Source organism: Novosphingobium olei (genome assembly GCF_037076535.1).
Lineage (GTDB): Bacteria > Pseudomonadota > Alphaproteobacteria > Sphingomonadales > Sphingomonadaceae > Novosphingobium > Novosphingobium olei.
Genome location: NZ_AP029021.1, coordinates 3143007 through 3164016, shown reverse-complemented (window position 1 = coordinate 3164016; position 21010 = coordinate 3143007). Strand labels below are relative to the sequence as shown.

The window sequence follows — 21010 nt, the reverse complement described above, 5'->3', positions numbered from 1 at the left end:
CAACTCGGGAGCGGTGCAATGAAGCCCAATGTTGGTGGGTTGATTGCGGTGATCGATCGGCGAGGCTCGCGTTTTGCCACGGCAGGACGAGTGCGGGGCTGGCTTCCAGCGGGAAGCGATGACGCCGAGCGAATTGTGCTATCCCTCAGCATTGACGGTGTCCAAGCTGCAATATTTGAGGTGCCTCTAAATGGGCAGCCCATTCCTGCTGGACAGGGCTATCCCGAACGGCATCTCTTCGAAGTTGATCTTCCCATCGATGTGCGTGAACGAAGTATTGAGCTATCGCTTTACACTGAGAACGGCTCGCCCGTGGGCATCCCTGGAATCAGGCTTGAGGTTGACGGGCAGGGTGACGCAATTCTTGCAGAACTGAACGATGCGCTGCGGGACGAGGTGGCGCGGGCGCTCAAGAGCGTGAAGCGCGGCAAGGCAGGCATTGCCCACGTCGTCTTCCAGCAGGTTTTCTGTCCCGAATTGTTCAGCGACAATTCCACACTGCTCGTTGCCGCCCGTGTTGCAGCAGACCAATTCGACATCGAAGCTGCTGGCATCCTCCTCGATCGGGCCATGACAGTCGAGCCCGTGGGGCCGGCGGAATTGTCAGCTGTCGCGAAGATTTTGCTCAAGATCGAGCGGTATGCTGAGGCACGTGAGTATTTTGATCGGGCGATCGCCGCGGACCCGGCTGGCTTCGACGCCCGTAATGGGCGCATAAAAGCAATTATCGGGCAGGAAGACTGGAAGCTCGCGATGCTGGAGGCAAATCGTCTCCGCGCAACGCTTGCGCCTGCCACTGCGCAATTCGCTGACCTTGCCGGCACCATCGCATGGCTCCACCTGAACCTTTCGCAACCTGATCGTGCCTTGGCTGAGGCCACGAGCGCATTGATGCATCACCCCAAGAACACGCGTTTGATGCAGATGCGAGGGGACGCCCTCGTGCGCTTCTCACGCTACGAGGACGCGATCGCCATCTATAAACAGGCATTGCGGCCTGATCCCAAGGCGCCTCTCCTTCGCAAACGTCTGGCATCTGCGCTGCTTCTGGCCGGTGAATTTGCCGAGGCGGCTGATCAAGACCAGGGTCGGATGCTGACTCCGACTTTCATCAAGCTCAACAATGCTCCGGAAAACAAACAGCTTTGGGCAGGAGAGCTTCACCTCGACGGGAAGCTGCTCGTTTGGGCCGAGGTCAACTTTGGCGTGGGGCAAAACCTGCTTCACGGTTCGGTACTGCCCGATCTGATCGCGCTCGGGATCGATATCGTCCTCGAAGTGGAACGGCGGCTCGTCCCCGTGTTCGCTGCGGCATTTCCGCAGATCGCAGTTGTCGAACAGGTGAAGCCGAACGAAGCGCGTGGAGCGTGGATGACGGAAGTCGCGGCCCACATCCCCATCGGCAGCCTGGTTCGGTACTTCCGCCGCTCAAGGTTGGACTTCGCCACATCCCGGCCATTTCTGAAGAACGATCCCGCCCACACACAGGCGCTCCGTGCGGAATTGCAGGCTAAATCCGGCTTCCGTCGCTTGCTTGTCGGAATCTCCTGGACTTCCAACAACCCGTACGTTGGCGATGAAAAGACTGTTCCCCTTCAGCAGATGCTGAGAGCTTTGGACGTGCCGGGGGTTCAACTCGTCAACCTCCAGTATGGGCAACATGACGAAGTTATCGCCGAAGCCGTGCGTGCAACGGGGATACCTTTGATCGAGGCCAAGGATATTGACCGCACCGAAGATCTCAAAGGGATGTGCGACCTGGTTGCGGCGATGGATCTGGTTATATGCATCGGTCACACGACCGCGCACATTGCCGGCGGTCTCGGCATTCCAAATTTCGTGTTGATTCCGTCATCGCCTTTTGCCCACTGGCTCGGTTCGGGTGAAAGCTGCGTCTGGTATCCCCATTCTCGAATCATTCGCCAGCAGGCCGACGACCGCGGCGACTGGACCAACGCCTTGGCTCAGGTCGGCAGATACCTTGCCCTGACTGTTCTTGGTTTGGATCTACCTCAAATCCAGCAAGACCCTCTGGTCATGGCCCGTAATGCTGGCGAAGGGGACGGATTGGAAGCATTCTGTCGCAACACTTTGGCGCTGGCGATGAGCGACTACAGATATCGCCAGATCGATGAATTGACTGACACGATTCGCGATCGGTTTCCTGCGAACGCCGGTTTGCTGGCGCAAGTCGGGGACTGCCATTTTCGGATCGGCAATTATGAAGACGCACTTGGGGCTTACCAGGAAGCGATCAATGCCGGCGGTGACTTCGTCGAATTGACGATGAGCAAGGTTCAGGTTCTCCTCGAATGTTACGAACTTGAGGTAGCCGCAGCCTTGATGAAAAAACTGTTCGCCGAGGTTCCTGATCTAGAAAAGCTGCGCCCAGATCTCGTCGTCATCGAAGCGCAGATCATGGCCTGCCAGAACGAGCACAAGCAGGTCGTTGAAAGGCTGACCCCTGTGCTTAGGGCTCACCCTGAAAATATCGAAGCCGCACTGACCCAAGCCAATGCCTATTCGGCCCGTAGCGAATTCATGAAGGCCAGTCGTGCGCTGACGAAGACTTTGGCGGGGCCGCCAGACGGTGAGGTCATCTCAGCGATCGGTGTGGCGCTCGGACGGGCGGGCATGATGGGTCATGCGACCAAGATGCTCGATCGCGCCCGGGCCTTCGGTCCCGATCCACTGGGAACGTTCTGGCGAGCGCAATTCGACAAGCCGAATGTCAAGCGATCTGCGCGCCTGTTTCAGACCAGCGAGATGACCCTGCCCGTGGCGGCAGCCGAACGGGTCACGGTGTTTGTCTGCATGGATACGTCCTACTGCTTGCGTTATCTCGGATCGATTGCAGCTTCGATCGCGGCAAACTCTCCTGACGCAAACCTGCATGTCCATCTGGTCAATCCCAATGAGGAATCGCTGGCGCGCTTGCGGATGGTGGAAAGCATGCTTGGCGCTGGGCGTGTCAGTTCAAGCCAGGAAAAGGCGCGGCTGGTCTATTTCGACGATGACCAGCGGAAGACTTATTTCGCGTCGATCCGGTTCGTGCGTCTTTCGGAAGTGATGCACGCGGCACCTGGAACGTATTTTGTGATGGATGTCGATAACCTGGTTCGTGGTGACCTCAGTTCGTGTCGCTCGCTAGTGCAAGGCGCGGACGTCATGGTTCGCAATCGCTTTTCACTGCGCCCTCATCTCGCGCTGGCAGCTTGTGGCATCATTTTGGCTGACACCGATGCGGCGCGGGATTTCATGCGGCGTACTGCCGACTACATCCTCGACGCCTTTCACAGTGGACACGTCGCGTGGTTTCTCGACCAGATTGCGCTGACCATCGCGATGAAGGAGCCAACTTCGGGAACGCTGCCATCGCTTAACGTCGCGCAGTTGCCGCGTACTCTTCTGGACTGGGATTTTCTGCCAGACTCTCTGGTGTGGACCGGCAAGGGCAAGCGGCGCTTCAAAAATCGTCGATACCAAACGGAGTACAACCGGTACTCGGATAAGTTCAATCAGGTGATCCTTCAGGAAGCGTGACCGCGGGATGCGATAGCGAGGAGTGGCCGATGACCGAGTCACAGATCGAGACGATCACCGTTTTGGGCAATTGCCAGGGAGACACGCTTGCTGCCTGTCTTCGGCGGATGTTGCCCGGAGTCCCGGTCGATTATGTTCGCTATCATGATGACGTCGATGTTGCCTCGATGCTTTCGGCCGAAAAGCGCCGACTTGTCCTTGCGCAGAACCCGATCATGTCTTTCGCGTCCGACGTCGAATCGGCGCGCGGCACCCACCAGGTCATCGATTTCCCCGCGATAGTCCATGCAGGTTTCCATCCGGACCTCATTCGACCGAAAACTGCCAGTCGGTTGGTGAAGGGCCCTCTGGGCTCCAACCATTCGGCTATCGCAATCTATGGATTTCTGCGCGGTCTTGATGAGCGTCAGACAGAAGCGCTTTTCTGCAACGACGTATTCCAATTGCTTGGCTACTACGATGCGATGGCGGAATCGAACGCCCATCTGTGCCGCCAGTTCGCCCGTTTTGATCTGGCGGGGAGTGCGGAACTGGACGACCTTCTCGCAGGCGGCTGCTTCATGCACAACACCTTGCACCCCAAGCTCGGTGTTATTGCGATGATGGCCCGCCTTCTGCTCGGCAAGGCAGGCATCACACCCCAGGTCCACTACCCTGAGAATCTGATGGCTGATGAGCTGGCAAACAACGTCATCTGGCCGATCTACCCGGAAATAGCCAAGCATTTCAAAGTGACTGGCGGCGAGTACGTCTTTCAGTTCAAGCCGAGTCCGCGCCATACCTACGATCTGCGGTCGTTCATTGCGGCTTCGTACGAAGCCTACGCTGTCGCCGGAATTGATGCGTCGTGCCACCCGCGCCTGCAGTCCGAAGAGATGGATCGTCTGGATCTCTGGCGAACGGCGGACCGGCAGAATGTCCAGACGCAAAACCCATATCGGGCATTCCCGGACTACCAATTCTGGCGGCGCAGCGTTGCCAGCGTGGGGCATGATGGCATCGACCCGGTCGTCAAGCCTGGCTTTCAGCTCGACCGGGATACTCGCATCGGTACCGCAGGTTCCTGCTTTGCGCAGCACATTGCCAGACGACTGGCCGCTTCGGGACACAACTACCTTGTGACAGAAGCCGGGGAGGGCCTCGATCCAACGGAACGAGTCCAAAGAAACTTCGGCGTGTACTCGGCACGTTATGGCAACATCTATACGCCCCGCCAATTGGTGCAGCTGTTCGAACGCGCGCACGGTACTTTCGAGCCGCGCGACACCGCCTGGCAGCGGGCGGACGGACGCTATGTCGATCCGTTTCGTCCCGAGATCGAACCCGACGGCTTCGATAGCATCGCGGCAGTTGCGGCCGCTCGGGAAGAACATTTTGCGGCCGTCCGCACGCTGTTCAGGGATGTCGACGTGTTGGTATTCACGCTTGGATTGACCGAAGCGTGGCAGGCCGTCGATGACGAAGCTGTCTTTCCCTTGTGCCCCATGGTCGTTTCGGGTTCACTTGCGCCGGATCGATACGCCCCGATCAACTTCAGCCACGATCAGATCGTCGACGACCTCAGCCGCTTCCTTTCCCTCCTGCGCACGGTGCAGCCTTCAGTGAAGGTGCTGTTGACGGTTTCTCCGGTCCCGCTGGTCGCTACTTTCGAAAACCGGCATGTTCTCGTATCAACGACCGCGAGCAAGGCCATACTTCGCAGTGCCGCAGATGCCGTTTGTCGCAGCGATCCGTCGACGTCCTATTTTCCGAGCTACGAGATCGTTTCCAATCCCTTCTTTGCAGCCAGCTATTTCGATCCTGAGGATTGCCGGTCGGTGCTTCCTCACGGAGTAGACCACGTGATGCGCGTGTTCCTGAAGCACTACAGCCGCTTGGAGCTCGAAAGAGCGACGAGCGCGCGTGCCGCGGAGCTGGACGAAGAGCAGAAAGTCGTCTGCGAGGAGGAGCGGCTCGACCGCTGAGAATCCCCGCTTAAGCAAGATCGAAAGAGCGAGATGTCGAAGAATATTCTGATCACGGGCGGTGCTGGGTTCATCGGTACCCATCTTACGCGTCTGGCCAAGGCTGCCGGACATTCGGTGCGCCTGCTTGATAATCTTTCACCACAGATTCACGGCGAAAATGCTGCGTTCGCGCCCCCCGAAGGCGTTGAATTCGTCCTGGGTGACGTCACCGTGCGGGCAGATATCGAGCGTGCCCTTGCCGGCATCGATACCGTCGTCCACCTGGCTGCGGAAACCGGTACCGGTCAATCCATGTACGAAATTGACCGCTATTATCGCGTCAACGTGCAAGGCACGGCCGTGTTGCTGGATATTCTGGCAAACACCAAGACCGAAGTCCGCAACATCGTGCTCGCTTCCAGTCGTTCGGTCTACGGCGAGGGCGCGTATGTCTGCCATGATTGCGAACCATCAGGACAGCGGTGCTTCCCGAATTCCAGGCTGCCGGCGGATCTTGCAGCGCATGACTGGACGCCGAAGTGCCCCCGCTGTGGCGCCGGCATTGCCGAGACGGCTACGCGAGAGGATGACAAGCTTTCTCCTGCGTCAATCTACGCTGCCACCAAGCTGGCGCAGGAGGAGATGATCCGGATAGCGGCCACGTCACAGGGACTGGCATATGCAATCCTGCGCTTTCAGAATGTCTATGGTGAAGGCCAGTCCCTGCAGAACCCCTACACCGGCATCCTGTCGATCTTCTCGACGCGTCTAAGGCTTGGACTATCCCTTCCGGTCTTCGAGGACGGGGAGGAGACGCGCGACTTTGTCCACGTGGAGGATGTCGCAAATGCCGTATTGCGGTTTGTGGAAAAGCCTGCCCTCAGCGGCGCGCTTGCCAACGTAGGATACGGCGAACCGACCTCGATCATGGAAGTCGCCACGCTACTCGCTCAGCTGATGGGATCAGAGACGAAGCCGCACGTTACGGCGCAATATCGCGTGGGGGACATCCGGCACAACTTCGCCGATCTGGCGGCGCTGGAGGCGGCCACTGGCTTCCGTCCGGCAATCAGCCTGGAAGAGGGGCTTGGGCGCTTCTGTGCCTGGGTCGAAACGCAGCCAATTCCGCAAGACATGCTGGACAAGGCCAACGCTGAATTGAAGGCTCGCAATCTGATGGGATAGCGGCGGGCGAATGGGCGGATCCGGCGGCACCCTCCCGCCCGCCGCCCAACGCCTCATATGTCGTCGTTGATGATCGGCTCTTCCTGGGTTAGGCGAGCACCCTTGGCTTTGGCGCGTGCTCGTTCTTCAAGCGCCTTGGGGCCGATAAGCATGCGCTTGTAGTCCCAATATGCTTCATCGGGATCTTCATACTCCAGGATCTTTCCTTCGCGCAGCAGAAGGAACCTGTTGCAGTTGCTCTGCAAGTAGCCGCGGCTATGCGAGACCATGACCATGGTCTTGTCCTTGCGCTTTTCGAACAGTTCGTACTGGCAGCGTTCGCGGAAGGACTCGTCGCCCACCGCCATGACTTCGTCGACCAGATAGCAATCGAAGTCGATCGTCATGGAAATCGCGAATGCCAATCGCGCGCGCATGCCTGACGAGTAGGTCATGACCGGCTCGCGCAAGTAGGATCCCAGCTCCGTGAATTCCTCGACAAAGGCCAGTCGGTCGTGGAAATCGACCCCGTAGATCCGGCAAATGAAGCGCAGGTTGTCCAGCCCGGTCAGGCGACCATGAAAGCCGCCGGTAAACGCCAGCGGCCACGAGACGCTCATCAGACGCTCGACCGTACCGCTTGTCGGCGGCTCTGCACCAGCGATCAGGCGGATGAGGGTCGATTTGCCGGCGCCGTTTCGCCCAAGGATGCCCACTCGGTCCCCCGGTCGGACCGTAAGGGTGATCCCGTCGAGAATCGTGCGCATGCCGGCATTCGACGGATACTGCTTCACGAGATCGGTAACGAGGATCATTCCTGATCGGATCCCTTGCCGGCCTGGCGGATGAGCGCCAGCCCGCAGAACGTCAGGATAAGATTGAACACGACCACGTATCCCACATCGTAATGAGCGGTCATCTTGGTACCGAACCATCCCTCTCGGATGATCTCGACGCAATTGAGCATCGGGAGGTACAGCATGATGTTGCGCGCTTGTTCGGGCAATGCGTCCGCGATGAAGGCGGTTCCCGAAATCGGAAGCAGGATATAGGTGGCGGGTGGCCAAAGCTTTGCAACCACATCGAACTTTTCAGAAAGTCCGCCAAGCGTAAGGCCCAGGGCAGCACCAAACCAGGCGAGCAGCATCCACCCGCCCAGGATTTTGAAAACGTCCTCAGGGGCCAAGACCCATTCGGCCGCCCACAGCAGGAAGCCAAGAACCACGAAGCTCGTCGAGGCTGCGAGGAATTCAAGCAGGACGCGCGCGAAATAGACGTCCGGGATCTGCACTTGGCGATGGAAGAGCAAAGAAAGATTGCTCTGCAGCGCGCCGATGCATCGGGTGGGCATGCTTCGCCACAGGATCAGCGACGAGTACCCGGTCAAGGCAAAAGCCTCGATCGGCAAATCCGACCCATGGATCTGTCGCGTAGCCGTCCACAATGCCGTCACGACGCCGGTGAAAAGCATCGGCTCGACGAACAGCCACAGGAAGCCGATATTCTTCCGGCCATACCGCGTTAGTATTTCGCGGAGAAGCAAGGCCCACAGCACCCTGCCCTGCAGCGCAAGGTTGCCAGTCAGGGTGCGATTGCTCTGGTGGAGGGGGACGAGCTCCTGGGCCACGTCATCGCCTCGCGTTACTGAGCATGTTCTTTGACGCCTGCCACCAGCATCGAGGCGATACCCCATGCCAGCAATCCAAGGGCGAGCGTGGCGAGAATTCCGCGAAGGCGAAGCGGTTCGATCGGCGCATCCGGCAGGCTGGGTTCGGCGATACGCTGGACGTAGACCTGCTGGCGGCGGGCGTCATTGCGCGCTTCCTGAAGCGAAGCCAATGCTGCTGCCAATTGCTTGTCGGTAAACTCGTTTTCGACGAATAGGCGCTGATACTGCGCGGAGTTCGCAGCGAGAGACTTCGATCCGCCAGTCAGAGAACTGGACTGGTTGTCAATTTCTCCGGTGAGCGTGCTGATCTGCTCCTCTACCGCAGGGATCTGGGGGTTCTGCGGAGTGAAGCGGCGCAGCTGGTTAAGCTGCGTCCGTGCGGCGATCAGCTTATCCTGCAACGTCGAAATCATCTGCAGCTTTGCGGTCGCCTGGATTTCCGGATCGACCACACCCCGCCGATTGCGGAACTCGGCAAGCGCTGCGCCCGCCTGTCGGGACTGCTGCTTCGCATCCTGCACTTCGGCCAGTGCGAATTTCACCATGTCCCCGCGGCTGCGCTCGTTCATCCCGTTGATCGTATCTTCGGCGAGGCGAAGAATGTGTTCGTTGATCGAGCGCGCATCCTGGGCCGAATAGGCTCGAACAGTGAGTGTCGAAATGGACGAAGTCACATCCGTTTCGACTTTCACCTTGGTCAGGTAATACTTGTAGAGTGCCTCGAAGGAGTCGGTCAGGCCAAGTGTGCCAAATCGCTCACCGATCCAGATGTGCGAACTCTCGTATGCCTTGCGGAAAGCGCCATTTCTGTCGACCGAACGCAGTGCATCGCGCGATTCAACATAAGCCTTCGCAGCGAAGGATTCCGTGCTTGAACTGCTCAAGCCGGCGGCGCCAGCAATCGCTGCACCGAGACCTATTGGGGTGGGTTTGTCCGGACTGCGCACCACGAACTTCGATTCAGACACGTACACGTCCGACGCGAGAAAGCCGAAATACAGCGTGGCGATCAGTGTTGGAATGACAACAAAAATGTAAAAAAGACCATTCAGCTTTTTCAATCCATCGGGAACTTTGAATGTCATGGGGCTGGAGCTTCTTTTGCTTTGGCCTGCTTCGCTTTTCAGCACGTTGATGCCCACATGGCTGCAAATCCGTGGCAATGCAAACCCAATCTCGGAACAAAGGCATGTGCCCGAGCGCTTGCCAAGGATGTGTCGCAATTCCCGGCGTGCGATGCCAACGGATGCTGATTGCGCAACCGGCCGGTCTCACGGTGCTTGCGCACCAGGCGGGGACTGGCCTTGCACATTCAACACTGCCGCCGGCGTGTTCAAGAAAACGCAGGTCTTTGGAAATCAACTGAATGGACATCGAGACAGGGCGGCCGAACAGAGTATTGCGGCCCGGCTCAACTCATGCACGGGTCGGGAGCAATTGAAGGCTCTTTTGGACCACCTAACTCGACACTTCTCGGAGTGCTCAGTACGCGCTAGGTTTCAACAAGCAGGGTAATTGCAAGGGTGAGGCAAAAATTCGGATGGCAAGCGTTTACGACCGTCTTTGGATCGCCATCTGCTGGCAAGGCCAGCCCGGTGAGTAGCGTGGAAAACCAAGACGGCGACGTTGCGGGGTGGCCGATTTCGAGCAAGGATTTGGTCCAAGAGGCTCAAGGAGTGGCTGAATCGCAAAAGGTGTCAGCCCCGTCCGGCGCGCAGGTTGGCGACGCTGCTGCGTTTGCTGGTGTCATCAATCTCGACGGTGATCTGGATGACAATTCGATCCAGATCGGACAAAATATCACAGTATCTGGCACTGTCCGGGGAAGTGGTAATGTCATCAGGATCGCTCCGACCCGGAATCCCCAGAAGATCCACATTGCCATCTACGGAAACAACAACAAGGTGACCATCGGTCCCCGCTCGCTCCTGCAATCGATGAAGGTCGAGATCGGGAGCCCGCGCTGGAGATGTTCGCGCGCGCGCCTGAAGATCGGCAGGGGCTTCTCCATCGGAAGCCGCGGGCGGCTAATTCTTGCCAATTCCGGGAATGTCATGGAGATCGGTGACAATTGCATGTTTTCCAGCGGAATTACCTTGCGCGGCGGCGAATATCCTCACTTGCTTTTCGACAAGAATACCGGCGAATATCTCGATGTGTCCGATGGCATCTTTATTGGAAATCATGTCTGGATCGGTGAAGGGGTGTTTGTCTCGAAAGCGGTGACTATCCCCCACGAATGCATCGTCGGGGCCAAAAGTGTTGTTACCAAGCGCTTCGAAGAAGAAAACTGCGTCATCGCGGGAAATCCGGCCCGCATCGTCAAGCGTGGAATTCAATGGGTTGCGAACGAATATTCTCTGGCGAGCGATTTCGACGCGGGCCAGGACTCTTTCGAGGAATCAAACCTTCGCAGGATCAACCGTGCCGAGGCTGCGCACGACTGACGCGGAGGTTTGAAGGGCCCATGGATGCATCGCCCGCAATCCTTCTTCACAAGGTTCTGTTTGGCTCCCTCATTCTCGTTGAACCGACGCGTGTATCGCCGTAGTTGCGAACAACGTTTACAGGAATTTGCATGAAAAGCGCCCTCCCAAGTGATCTCAAGATGTCTTCTCGCAATGCAAGGGCGCAGCGGGTGTTTCTCGCCGCGCTGCTGGCGTCGGCCTTGGGGGGCTGCAGCACCCTCGGCAGCAGTGGTCCGAGCACAAACTCGATCCGCTCGGCTGGCAAGACCGATCTAGTTGGGGCGGACATTCGGGTTCTCGACCTGACGACAAATCTGGCCCAGCAACTGGTCACGAACACGCATCAGGATACGTTCGCCAGCGTTCTTGGCGAAGGGCTTCCCGTCGGGACCGTGATCGGCCCGGGCGATGTGCTGGATGTCAATATCTGGGAATCCCCGCCAGCAGCCCTGTTCGGAATGCTCGGCGACAAGACCGAGATCGCCACTACACAAGCGAGCATCGAGACGGCCAAGATGACGGCGATGCCCCAGCAGATGGTCGATGTGAACGGCATTCTGTCCCTGCCATTCGTCGGGCGTATCCAGGCGGGCGGACGGACTCCGCGGCAGCTGGAGGCCGATATTGCCGCTCGCTTGCGCGGAATCGCCAACAAGCCGCAAGTAAGCGTCGGCATCATGCGTAATGCCAATTCCAACGTGACTGTCGTCGGCAAGGTCGTCACCAATGGCCGCGTTCCCCTGACCCCTAGGGGCGAGAGGCTGCTCGATGTCATCGCCGTCGCCGGCGGCGCGGTGGAGAAGGTAGAGCGCACCTCGATCCAGGTTACCCGCGGGTCTCGTGTCGTCGCGATGCCGATGGAAACATTGATCCGCGATCCGCGGCAGAATATTCGCATGCAGCCCGACGATGTCGTGACGGCGATTTTCCAGCCTTACAACTTCGTCGCCATGGGTGCCGTGGGGACGCAAGCGGAAGTCCCCTTCGAAGCGACAGGCATTTCGCTTGCTCAGGCGCTCGGACGTGTGAGCGGACTGCAGGACAATCGCGCCAACATCAAGGGCGTCTTCCTCTTCCGCTTCGAGGACCCGCGCAGGCTAGATCCATCGCAGGTTGCCGGCGCGAAGTTGACGCCGGACGGCTTGTTGCCGGTGATCTACCGTGTAGATCTGTCCGATCCGCGCAGCATCTTCCTGGCGCAGAATTTCCAGATGAGGAACCAGGACGTACTTTACGTGTCGAACGCTCCAGGTGTTGATCTGCAGAAGTTCGTCTCGATCATCTCGCAGACGGCGCTTTCCCTGATCGGAATTACCAACGCGGTTCAATAGGCGCGACTGTATCGCATCTTCGTGGCGGTCGCTCGCGTGAGAAAAGGGACGCGCCCATGCGAAATTCGACCAGAGCCTGGGTTGCCCTGCCGGTTTTGCTGGGCGCCTTCTTTTTCACGTCGATGTGCGTGAGAGCCGACGGCCCAGAACCTCTGACCCTGTCTTCGTTCGGCGCAGCGGGGGACGATGCAACCGATGATACAACGGCCTTGCAGCGCGCTTTCTCCGCGGCAAAAGGTCGCTGTCTGGACGGCGAGGGGCGGAAATATCGCGTAAGGGGGACGTTGCGTGCGTCCGAAGACTTCTGCCTCGTCAACACCCGGTTGCGACAGGATGTCGCCAAATTCGATACACGGCAATGGATTCGCGGCACTTGTCCCGTCGAGCGTGATCCAGCCAGGGCAATTTCCTGTGGCGATCCGGCAATGCCGGGCGACCTGCCCCGAGGGCTTTCCGAGTACCTGTTTACCCGCACCCTTTTGATCCGCCCGGAAGCGGCTCATCCACCGATCTCGGTAACGCTCAGGAAGGTGGCGATCGATCGAGGCGATGATCCTGCATCGGGCGCGCGGAGCGATGCCGCCGGAATCTGGATCGGAAACGCGCGAAAGGTCGAGCTGGACGACGTTGAGGTTACCGGCGCCGGAAAAGGCTTCGGGCTCATGCTCGTCGATGCGGCCAATGTTACCGTTCGCCGGCTCTGGCTCCATGACTTGACCTGGGCGCCATACGCCGGGGATGCGCCACTCGCGATCGACCGGGTAAGGGCGCAGGGCTGGAACACTGCGCCAATTCGTGAATTCCGTGAAGCCGGTCGACAGGGTGTGTCAGCGAACGGCTTTCACGGCATGCGGGTGCAAGAACAGTTGACCTGCCTGATGATTGTCAATTCCCACACCGTGCTGCTGGACCGTCCCCGGGTCGACGGTTGTCGTGCCCGCTTTGCGGAAGGCGACATCCCCTGGCAGGCCGATGGCATCGCGGTCGGACAGTCGTCATCCCACATCAGGATCATGCGGCCGGTCGTCAATGACACTTGGGAGGGTATCGATGTGGTTGGTGGCGGCAGTGGCGTCAGCGACCTGCTGATCACCGGCGCGCAGATCACGAACAGTTTCGGGTACGGGGTGAAGTGGGGGTATTCGCTTCAGGACCCCACGCTGGTGGATAGCGCCATCAGTCAGTCGGGTCTGGCGGGCGTGGTCATCTACGGTCCGGTAAAGCGCGCCAATTTGAGCAACGTCAGGATCGATGGTGTCGGGTCGGTCAGACTGGGTCGGAGCCTGCAACGGCCTTGGCAGCAGGAGCGCGCGGGCGTTCTGGTCGAGCCGGGCAGTTCGGCTGCTACGCGCGAATTGCATCCGGCGATGGTTTCGCTGAGCAAGGTCACGGTCGAGGGCGGCGGCAATTGCCGGTTCGGCCTTCTGAATTTGACCCCGGAACGATTGTTCAGGGACGACATCAAGGCAAGCGGTTGCGAGCACGCTCGACAAGACACGCTCACCCGATGACATGTGTGAGCCCGCCCGCAATCTTGCTGACGGGTCTTTCGTCATCTCCCCTCGCGCAATTCTCTGTGCAAGTGCGCCCTTGCGAGAGTGATGCCTGCATCATCGAGTAGGCGGGTAACAGCTTCCCAACGCGAAGGATGGGATGCGACCACGAGGCCGTCGTCGTCTTCGTCGCAGCGATAGGATCGGCCATCCTGGCGACGGGCAACGCCTCCCGCTTCTTCCAGAAAGATCACGCCTGCAGCGTGGTCCCAGCTGATCGTGCGGGTGAACAGGGTTGCGTCGTTGTCTCCCGTCGCAACGCGTGGATACTGATCTGCCGCGCAACGTGGGCTGTCGAGAACTCCGCATGAAGCAGAGAGGACATCCACGAGGCCTTGTCGGTACAGCGGGTCGGCAAAAAGGCGCGTTATCGCAACTTTCGGTCGTGCCGTGGGTGAAGGCAGGGGGCAGACGAAGCGTTCTCCATCAATTCTCGCGCCTCGCCCGCGCTCTGCGCTGCAGAGCCGGTTGCTGACAGGATCCAATATCCAGCCAGCGACTGGCTCGGCATCATGCGCCAACGCTACCAACATGCCGAAGGGCACTGATCCCTGCGCAAAATTGCCGGTCCCGTCCAGCGGATCGAGGATCCAGCACGTTCCCTTGCCAAGTTCCTCACCCAGCCCGGGGTCCTGCGAAACCGCTTCTTCGCCAATGATCTTGGCCCCGGGGATCAGCCCTGCAAGCAGAGATGTCAGTATCTCCTCGCTTTCACGATCGGCTGCGGTCACCGCTTCTCCGACGGACTTGTAGTCCGCATGAATCGCGCGGCCGGGCGAAAAACGCGGCAGTATTGCACGACGTGCCGCTTCTCTCATTGCGGCTGATACGGCCTTGTCGAGCGCCTCGGACATCAGCAGTGCACGCTCGAAACTGAGACGGGGATCAGGGTGTCAGAAATGATGCACGGCCTTTGGCTGGCAGCGAACTGCCCATGGATTTGTGGCAGGGCGGGCACCACGTGCTCGCCCAACTCTAAGACCTATCGTGACCGTTGGAGAATGCCAAGATCGCGAAATTTCGATGGATTTGCTGCGAGCCAACGGAAAGGAATTCTTGAATTCGCAAGTAGTTCCCAAATTTTTTCAATCCATCCAAGATGAACCCAATTGCGGTATTTTATTTGGCAATCTTTACGAACTATGCAAATGAACCGGGCTCGACCTCCATATGCAGAAGGGTGAGTTGGCGTAGCATGCAGGGTCAGGTGGCAGTCTGGACTGAAATGCCCGTGAACTCGTTATTTGGTCGGTTTTTCCACGCATCCATTCATGATTTCGCTTGGGCCGGTCGCGACCGTTAGGTCGCGGCTGTCAGCGACATTTCGAGTGAACTAGAAGGTCAGGGTCTACCAGATGCAAGCCGGGATCATTAATTTTCAGGACAACGACAATGCTATTCTCGGTCGGGGCACCGAAGCCATCCGCATCGAGATCGAGGCTTTGCAAAAGCTTGAGCAGTCCCTCGACAGCAATTTTGTAGAAGCCTGCCGGACCATCATGGCGGCTGAAGGCCGAGTGATCGTCACCGGCATGGGCAAGTCCGGGCAGATCGGGCGCAAGGCGGCCGCCACGTTTTCCGCAACGGGAACGCCTTCGTTTTACGTCCATCCGGGCGAGGCCGCGCACGGCGACCTTGGCATGCTCGTCGCGGGCGATGTGCTGCTTGTCATCTCGAACTCAGGCAGCACGGCTGAACTTCATTCGGTTCTTCGCCACGCTCGCGCGCTCGAAGTGCCGGTGATCGGCATCGCCTCGCGGCCGGAATCGCTCGTCATGCGCCATGCAGACGTCCAGCTTTGCCTGCCCGCTGCGCGTGAGGTGTGCCATGCCAACATCGCGCCGACGACGTCCACCACCATGCAGCTTGCCCTGTGCGACGCGCTCGCCATGGCGGTGATGGACATGCGGGGTTTCTCGCGCGACGGGATGAAACTGCTCCATCCCGGCGGCGCGATCGGACTGCGCCTGCTTCCGGTGAAGGATATCATGCACACCGCGAAATCGATGCCGCTCGTAACGGTGGATGCGCGGATGCCCGACGTGATCTCGGTCATGACCTCGCGTGGGTTCGGCATTGCGGGGATCGTCGATGCCCAGGGCGCCCTGCTCGGCGTGATCACCGATGGCGATCTGCGGCGCCATTTCGATGTGCTGGCAGACGTGACGGCCAGGGAAGTGATGACCGCTGCGCCAAAATGCCTTGATGGAAACATGAGCGCCGAGGCCGCCCTTGAACTCTTGAACGATCTCAAGATTTCGGCCGCCTTCGTGGTGGAAGCGGATCAGGAAGGGCAACCCTTGCCGCTCGGCATCATCCACATTCACGATTTTGTTCGCATTGGCCTGAATTGACGGTACGGCTTGCCAATGTCTCTGCCCACCTTCGCGATCATCATCCCTGCGCGCTACGCATCGAGCCGCTATCCCGGTAAACCGCTCGTCGCGCTGCGGGGCGCGAATGGGGAGTCCAAGACGCTGATCCGTCGCAGCTGGGAATGTGCCACGGCAGTTGAAGGTTGCACCGGTGTCTGGGTTGCGACCGACGATGACCGGATTGCTGACGAGGTACGCAGCTTCGGCGGCAACGTCGTGATGACCGACGTGGGCTGTGCCAACGGCACCGAACGCTGCGCCGATGCCATCGCCCGGCTTGGTGACGTTGCTGAAGTGATCGTGAACCTGCAGGGCGATGCGCCGCTCTCGCCTGCGCATATCGTGCGCGACATGGTGGCGTCTCTCGCTGCAGATCCGGCGCTGACCATGGTGACTCCGGCCGTTCGCTGTTCGCGGACGACTTACGCCCATCTTGCCGCCGATGCCGCCGAAGGGCGTGTCGGCGGCACGACGGTCGTATCCACCCGGAACAACCGGGCGCTTTATTTCTCGAAGCGCCTGATTCCCTACCTTCCGGCGGCGGCGGCAGAGCAGGAATTTCCGCCGATCAGCCTGCACCTGGGTCTTTATGCCTACCGCCCGCAGACCCTGCGCGATTACAAGGCCGCATCGGCAAGCGCGCTCGAGCAGCTCGAAGGACTTGAGCAGTTGCGCTTCCTCGATCTCGGCCTTGCGGTCGGCCTGGTCCATCTCGATCCGCTGACCTGGGACGCCATCGAGCTGAACAATCCGAGCGATGTCCCCTCGATCGAGCGGATCCTCGCCGAACGCGGCATAGCCTGAGGTCGGCGAAGTTGTTGTCCCGGTTTCGGCAAACCGCCGGCCAAAGGTTTCTTTTGCATTGCCTGGTGCACGTCGAGGCGTTGTTTGGCAGCCCGGGTGCCTATTTGCAGGCAGTCATGTGGCGTATACGCCGCCTCAAACTGCGGGCGCGTCACCGCTTTGCGGCGTTGATGGGGCATACACGGCATGCCTACGACCTCTGGACGATAACCCGCGAACCAATGCTTCATGCGATGCTGGTCTCTCCTGAGGAGAGTTCCAGCCCGTTCGTGATCGTCATCGATTGCAGGGATGCAACGGCCGCCGCCGTCGAGTTGTCCGTGCGGTCCGTTCACGCTTGCGCGGGAGCCACACCCGAAATTGTTCTGCTGCAGGCCGAGCCAGGCAGCGACGGGCTCTATCGTTCGGTCACAGACCCAGCGGACTTGCCTGCCTTGCTGGACGGTATGGCGCAAGCCGCGGGCAAGTTGTGGATCGTGCCGATCGCGGCAGGCGATTTGCTGTCACCCCATGCACTCAATGGTTATCGCCAGGCCATCATGCAGGCGCCGGATGCGGTGTTGTTGTATGCCGACGATGATCTGATCTCGCCGATCGGCCGGCGCCATACACCCCATTTCAAACCGCGCTGGACAGAAGAACTGCATCGCGGGCACGACTTCGTCAGCGGCAGTTGCGCCATCGCCGCCGACGCATTGCCGCGCGAGGATCAAATCGGAACGCACTGGCCGGCCGATGTCCTGTCGCTCGCCCGTAATGCGCCCGTCCATGTACCGCTGGTGCTGCATCATCGTGCAAGCAGACCGGCCCCACACCCGGATCACCCTCGGCCTTTATCCCCGCAAGCCCCGGTCTTGCCGCACGTCAGCGTCATCATTCCGACGAGAGACCACGTTGCGCTTCTGCAGACGTGCCTGGAAGGCTTGCGTGCAACGCGGTATCCGTCGTTGGATATTACGATCATCGACAATGGCTCGGTTGAAGCCGAAACCCTTGCCTATCTCGAAGGACTTGAACGCAGCGGCGTGCAGGTTTCGAAGCAGCCTGGCCCGTTCAATTACGCCGCGATGCACAACAGTGTCGTACCGAGCCTGCGGGGGCCACTGATCTGTTTGCTCAATAACGATATCGAGGTCATTGATCCGGATTGGCTCGCGCATATGGCGCCGCATGCCATGCGTGATGATATCGGCGCTGTCGGTGCCCGATTGTTGTATCCTGACCGGACGATCCAGCATGCGGGGATCGTCATCGGCATGGGCGGCGGTGCCGGGCATGCCCACCGCCTGCAGGATGATGCATCGCCGGGATACTTTTCCCGTGCCCACTTGCCCCAACGCGTCAGCGCCGTCACCGCTGCCTGCCTGGTGGTGCGCAAGGATCGTTTCGAGGCGGTTGGCGGGTTCGATGCGCAGAATTTTACCGTCGCGTTCAATGATGTGGACCTTTGCCTGAAGCTCAACGCCGCTGGGTGGCAAAGCTTCTACGAGCCCCGGGCCTGCCTCGTGCACCACGAATCTAAGTCGCGCGGTCGGGACAGCAGTCCGGTACAGCGCGAACGGTTCGCCTCCGAACTGGCCGCGCTCAAGCGGCTCTGGTCCACGGATACGGTCCATGATCCGTATCACCATCCGGAACTCAGCCAGCTTTCGGAACAGTTCGTGGTGCGTCTGTGACGAAAGGGCCTCGGTTGAAGCTGGCGGATGTGACGCTATGTGCGGCCGCAAGCGTGAACGTCGAAGCGACAGTGGCCGCCATTGTTCGAACGCTGCAGCAAGTGGCCTGCGCGCGCGCTGTTCTGTTCACGGATGCCGAAATTTCTCTGCCGGACGGGATCGAGCGCATCGCGATTGGCCCGCTGCGGTCAGCGGCAAGCTATTCGCGTTTCGTAGTCCGCGATTTGGCAGACTGGATTGACACCAGCCACTGCATGATCGTGCAGTGGGACGGCTTTGTCCTCAATCCTGCCGCGTGGGATCCACGATTCCTCGAATGTGACTACATCGGGGCACCCTGGCCGCAGTTCGGCGACGGGCACGACGTCGGAAATGGAGGTTTTTCCATCCGCAGCCGCCGGCTGATGCTGGCCTGCCGCGATCCCGACTTCGTCGACGCGGGCGAAGCCGAGGATGTCGCGATCGCACGCACGAACCGCGCGATGCTTGAACAACGTCACGGGATAACCTTCGCCGACCGCTCTCTCGCCAGCCACTTCTCGCACGAACGAACGGGGCAGGGGCAGGCCACGTTCGGGTTCCACGGCGTATTCAATCTGCCCGGGGCCGTCGGCATCGACGGTTTCTGGGACATTTACCGGTCACTCGACCACAAGGGCACGATCCGGGTCGATTTCTGGCCATTGCTGCGCAAGGTGGCTCAAGGACCAGCAGGTTTCCGGCGAGCAGCCCGGATGATCGCGGATCGGCTCGCCGGTTGAATCCTCAGCCCGTGACCAGCACCGGCAGCGACTTTGCCACGTCGTCGATAGCCTTCACCTGCGCCAGGAACGGCTCAAGCGTGTGGAGCGGCAGGGCACACGGGCCGTCGCACTTTGCCTTGTCCGGATCGGGATGCGCTTCCAGGAACAGGCCGGCAATCCCCAGCGCCATTCCCGATCGGGCCAGCGCCGCCACCTGGCCCCGCCTGCCGTCCGCGCTGTCGGCACGGCCGCCCGGCTTCTGTAGCGCGTGGGTCACGTCGAAGACGACCGGCGCCATCGGCTTCATGATGTCCATGCCCAGCATGTCGACGACGAGGTTGTTGTAGCCGAAGCTGCTGCCGCGTTCGCACAGGATGATCTTCTCGTTCCCGGCTTCGGCGAACTTGCGCATGATGTGCCCCATTTCGTGCGGGGCAAGGAACTGCGGCTTCTTGATGTTGATCACCGCGCCGGTCTTCGCCATCGCCACGACCAGATCGGTCTGGCGCGCGAGGAAGGCCGGCAACTGGATGATATCGGCCACTTCCGCCACCGGCGCGGCCTGGTACGGTTCATGGACGTCGGTCAGGACGGGCACGCCGAACCGAGCCTTCACCGCAGCAAGTACCTCCAATCCGCGCTCGAGGCCCGGGCCGCGGAACGAGGTGATCGAGGACCGGTTGGCCTTGTCGAACGAGGCCTTGAAAACATAGGGGATGCCCAGCTTCGTCGTCACATCGACGAAGGACTGCGCCACCTCCATCACGATCGCTTCGTCTTCGATCACGTTCATGCCCCCGATGAGGACGAATGGACGATCGTTCGCGAAAACTATTTCGCTTCCCACTGCAACTTGCATGTCTTGACCTTGGCTTTCGGAAATGTCGCCCGGATTTTCCGGGGCGTGGGCAGGCCGATCAGGCTGCCTTAGAACTGTATTTTGCGCGATAGGCGGCTTCTTCGGCCAGCCACAGGTCGGCGTAATCGACGTTCTGCCACTCCGCAAACCACGGACCACCGTTGGTGTAGTGGATCACGCGTGGCGTCTTGGCCGGCCGCTGATATTCACCTTCAAGGAAGTTCCAGTCGAGCTCGAGCGCGCCGATGTCGACGTCATTCTCGATCCACTGGAACCGGTGCAAGAAGGCAGGCGCGGCGGAATTGACCACTTCGGGCGTCAGTGCCTGCACATCGCGATGCGCCAGGTTGAACAGGATGAACGACGACCAGTTCTTGCGCGGGTAGCGTGTCTGCTTCTGGCCATCCATCTTGATGTCGTGCGCAGGCTCGTAGTCGTGCTGCACGACATAGACTGCCTTTGTCTGGTCCAGCCCTTCCAGCACGCCAGTGATGTCTGCCGTGAACAGGAAGTCGCAGTCGGTGAACAGGGCCCATCCCTCGGTCTGGGCCGAAAGGAATGGCGTCAGGAACCGGGTCAGGGAAAATTCGGTGGTTGCCGTCGCGTCGTGCGGGCGCGTGTAGAGCCCAAGCTCGCGGACCGCGTCTTGGCGGATCGGATGAACGCTGACTTCGGATTGCGTGTGGCGCAGCAATGAATATCGCGCGACCTGGTATGCGATGTCTTCTCGGGAATCGTAGCCGATGAAGACCTTGAAGGCGGAATTGTTTCCCATGCTCACCCTTTGTGATGCCCCTGAACCCCGCGTTGGCCACGGTTAATCCAGGCTTTTGCTCCCCCCTTGCAAGTTCCATTTTGCACACACAGAATTTCTGGGCA

General features: G+C 59.7%; 16 protein-coding genes. 10 read left to right on the top strand and 6 right to left on the bottom strand.

Annotated elements, in window-relative coordinates:
- Window positions 1-18 precede the first annotated feature (18 nt).
- The 3 genes from AACH40_RS15000 to AACH40_RS14990 are packed head-to-tail and all read left to right on the top strand — an operon-like array spanning window position 19 to window position 6674.
- A complete protein-coding gene (locus AACH40_RS15000; protein WP_338643085.1) occupies window positions 19-3543 on the top strand; it encodes a tetratricopeptide repeat protein in 3525 nt (1174 codons plus the stop codon).
- Between the two features lie 29 nt (window positions 3544-3572).
- The gene (locus tag AACH40_RS14995; protein ID WP_338643084.1) at window positions 3573-5507 is read left to right on the top strand and encodes a GSCFA domain-containing protein; all 1935 of its coding nucleotides are present in this window, start codon (window positions 3573-3575) and stop codon (window positions 5505-5507) included.
- Between the two features lie 33 nt (window positions 5508-5540).
- Entirely contained in the window at window positions 5541-6674 is a 1134-nt protein-coding gene (locus AACH40_RS14990) for an NAD-dependent epimerase/dehydratase family protein (protein ID WP_338643083.1), read from the top strand.
- A 53-nt stretch (window positions 6675-6727) separates the two neighbouring features.
- On the opposite strand, the gene AACH40_RS14985 is transcribed toward AACH40_RS14990, so the two are convergent.
- The 3 genes from AACH40_RS14985 to AACH40_RS14975 are packed head-to-tail and all read right to left on the bottom strand — an operon-like array spanning window position 6728 to window position 9407.
- Window positions 6728-7468, bottom strand: coding sequence for an ABC transporter ATP-binding protein (locus AACH40_RS14985; protein ID WP_338643082.1), 741 nt, complete (start codon window positions 7466-7468; stop codon window positions 6728-6730).
- Window positions 7465-8280, bottom strand: a complete 816-nt coding sequence (locus AACH40_RS14980) for an ABC transporter permease (RefSeq protein WP_338643081.1) — start codon at window positions 8278-8280, stop codon at window positions 7465-7467. The genes AACH40_RS14985 and AACH40_RS14980 overlap by 4 nt, the downstream gene beginning before the upstream one ends.
- A 14-nt stretch (window positions 8281-8294) precedes the next feature.
- The gene (locus tag AACH40_RS14975; protein WP_338643080.1) at window positions 8295-9407 is read right to left on the bottom strand and encodes a hypothetical protein; all 1113 of its coding nucleotides are present in this window, start codon (window positions 9405-9407) and stop codon (window positions 8295-8297) included.
- A 438-nt stretch (window positions 9408-9845) separates the two neighbouring features.
- On the opposite strand from AACH40_RS14975, the gene AACH40_RS14970 reads away from it, so the two are divergent.
- The 3 genes from AACH40_RS14970 to AACH40_RS14960 all read left to right on the top strand — a co-directional run bounded on the left by AACH40_RS14970 (window position 9846) and on the right by AACH40_RS14960 (window position 13632).
- Window positions 9846-10769 carry an acyltransferase gene (locus tag AACH40_RS14970; protein ID WP_338643079.1) on the top strand — a complete coding sequence of 308 codons (924 nt, stop codon included), beginning with the start codon at window positions 9846-9848 and terminating at the stop codon, window positions 10767-10769.
- A gap of 131 nt (window positions 10770-10900) precedes the next feature.
- The gene (locus tag AACH40_RS14965; RefSeq protein WP_338643078.1) at window positions 10901-12121 is read left to right on the top strand and encodes a polysaccharide biosynthesis/export family protein; all 1221 of its coding nucleotides are present in this window, start codon (window positions 10901-10903) and stop codon (window positions 12119-12121) included.
- 56 nt (window positions 12122-12177) lie between these two features.
- Window positions 12178-13632 (top strand): hypothetical protein, encoded by a 1455-nt coding sequence (locus AACH40_RS14960; RefSeq protein WP_338643077.1) that lies wholly within the window; start codon window positions 12178-12180, stop codon window positions 13630-13632.
- 41 nt (window positions 13633-13673) lie between these two features.
- Here AACH40_RS14960 and AACH40_RS14955 read toward each other — a convergent pair whose 3' ends face one another.
- Window positions 13674-14528, bottom strand: a complete 855-nt coding sequence (locus tag AACH40_RS14955) for an inositol monophosphatase family protein (RefSeq protein WP_338643076.1) — start codon at window positions 14526-14528, stop codon at window positions 13674-13676.
- A gap of 501 nt (window positions 14529-15029) precedes the next feature.
- Between AACH40_RS14955 and AACH40_RS14950 the strand changes: the two genes are divergently transcribed.
- The 4 genes from AACH40_RS14950 (at window position 15030) to AACH40_RS14935 (ending at window position 19290) form a co-directional block, all read left to right on the top strand.
- On the top strand, window positions 15030-16028 hold the full coding sequence (locus AACH40_RS14950; protein ID WP_338643075.1) for a KpsF/GutQ family sugar-phosphate isomerase: 999 nt from the start codon (window positions 15030-15032) through the stop codon (window positions 16026-16028).
- A 15-nt stretch (window positions 16029-16043) separates the two neighbouring features.
- Entirely contained in the window at window positions 16044-16853 is an 810-nt protein-coding gene (locus AACH40_RS14945; RefSeq protein WP_338643074.1) for a manno-octulosonate cytidylyltransferase, read from the top strand.
- A 65-nt stretch (window positions 16854-16918) separates the two neighbouring features.
- Entirely contained in the window at window positions 16919-18529 is a 1611-nt protein-coding gene (locus AACH40_RS14940; RefSeq protein WP_338643073.1) for a glycosyltransferase family 2 protein, read from the top strand.
- A 14-nt stretch (window positions 18530-18543) separates the two neighbouring features.
- Window positions 18544-19290 carry a DUF5672 family protein gene (locus AACH40_RS14935; RefSeq protein ID WP_338643072.1) on the top strand — a complete coding sequence of 249 codons (747 nt, stop codon included), beginning with the start codon at window positions 18544-18546 and terminating at the stop codon, window positions 19288-19290.
- 4 nt (window positions 19291-19294) lie between these two features.
- On the opposite strand, the gene kdsA is transcribed toward AACH40_RS14935, so the two are convergent.
- Together kdsA and AACH40_RS14925 are read right to left on the bottom strand one after the other, a co-directional pair.
- The gene (gene kdsA / locus AACH40_RS14930; protein ID WP_338643071.1) at window positions 19295-20131 is read right to left on the bottom strand and encodes a 3-deoxy-8-phosphooctulonate synthase; all 837 of its coding nucleotides are present in this window, start codon (window positions 20129-20131) and stop codon (window positions 19295-19297) included.
- 58 nt (window positions 20132-20189) lie between these two features.
- Window positions 20190-20906 (bottom strand): hypothetical protein, encoded by a 717-nt coding sequence (locus AACH40_RS14925; RefSeq protein WP_338643070.1) that lies wholly within the window; start codon window positions 20904-20906, stop codon window positions 20190-20192.
- Window positions 20907-21010 lie beyond the last annotated feature (104 nt).

Bases quoted from the DNA above. Each gene is read 5' to 3' on its own strand.
- AACH40_RS15000 (WP_338643085.1), top strand. From the start codon at position 19: ATGAAGCCCAATGTTGGTGGGTTGATTGCGGTGATCGATCGGCGAGGC.
- AACH40_RS14995 (WP_338643084.1), top strand. From the start codon at position 3,573: ATGACCGAGTCACAGATCGAGACGATCACCGTTTTGGGCAATTGCCAG.
- AACH40_RS14990 (WP_338643083.1), top strand. From the start codon at position 5,541: ATGTCGAAGAATATTCTGATCACGGGCGGTGCTGGGTTCATCGGTACC.
- AACH40_RS14985 (WP_338643082.1), bottom strand. From the start codon at position 7,468: ATGATCCTCGTTACCGATCTCGTGAAGCAGTATCCGTCGAATGCCGGC.
- AACH40_RS14975 (WP_338643080.1), bottom strand. From the start codon at position 9,407: ATGACATTCAAAGTTCCCGATGGATTGAAAAAGCTGAATGGTCTTTTT.
- AACH40_RS14965 (WP_338643078.1), top strand. From the start codon at position 10,901: ATGAAAAGCGCCCTCCCAAGTGATCTCAAGATGTCTTCTCGCAATGCA.
- AACH40_RS14960 (WP_338643077.1), top strand. From the start codon at position 12,178: ATGCGAAATTCGACCAGAGCCTGGGTTGCCCTGCCGGTTTTGCTGGGC.
- AACH40_RS14955 (WP_338643076.1), bottom strand. From the start codon at position 14,528: ATGTCCGAGGCGCTCGACAAGGCCGTATCAGCCGCAATGAGAGAAGCG.
- AACH40_RS14950 (WP_338643075.1), top strand. From the start codon at position 15,030: ATGCAAGCCGGGATCATTAATTTTCAGGACAACGACAATGCTATTCTC.
- AACH40_RS14945 (WP_338643074.1), top strand. From the start codon at position 16,044: ATGTCTCTGCCCACCTTCGCGATCATCATCCCTGCGCGCTACGCATCG.
- kdsA (WP_338643071.1), bottom strand. From the start codon at position 20,131: ATGCAAGTTGCAGTGGGAAGCGAAATAGTTTTCGCGAACGATCGTCCA.
- AACH40_RS14925 (WP_338643070.1), bottom strand. From the start codon at position 20,906: ATGGGAAACAATTCCGCCTTCAAGGTCTTCATCGGCTACGATTCCCGA.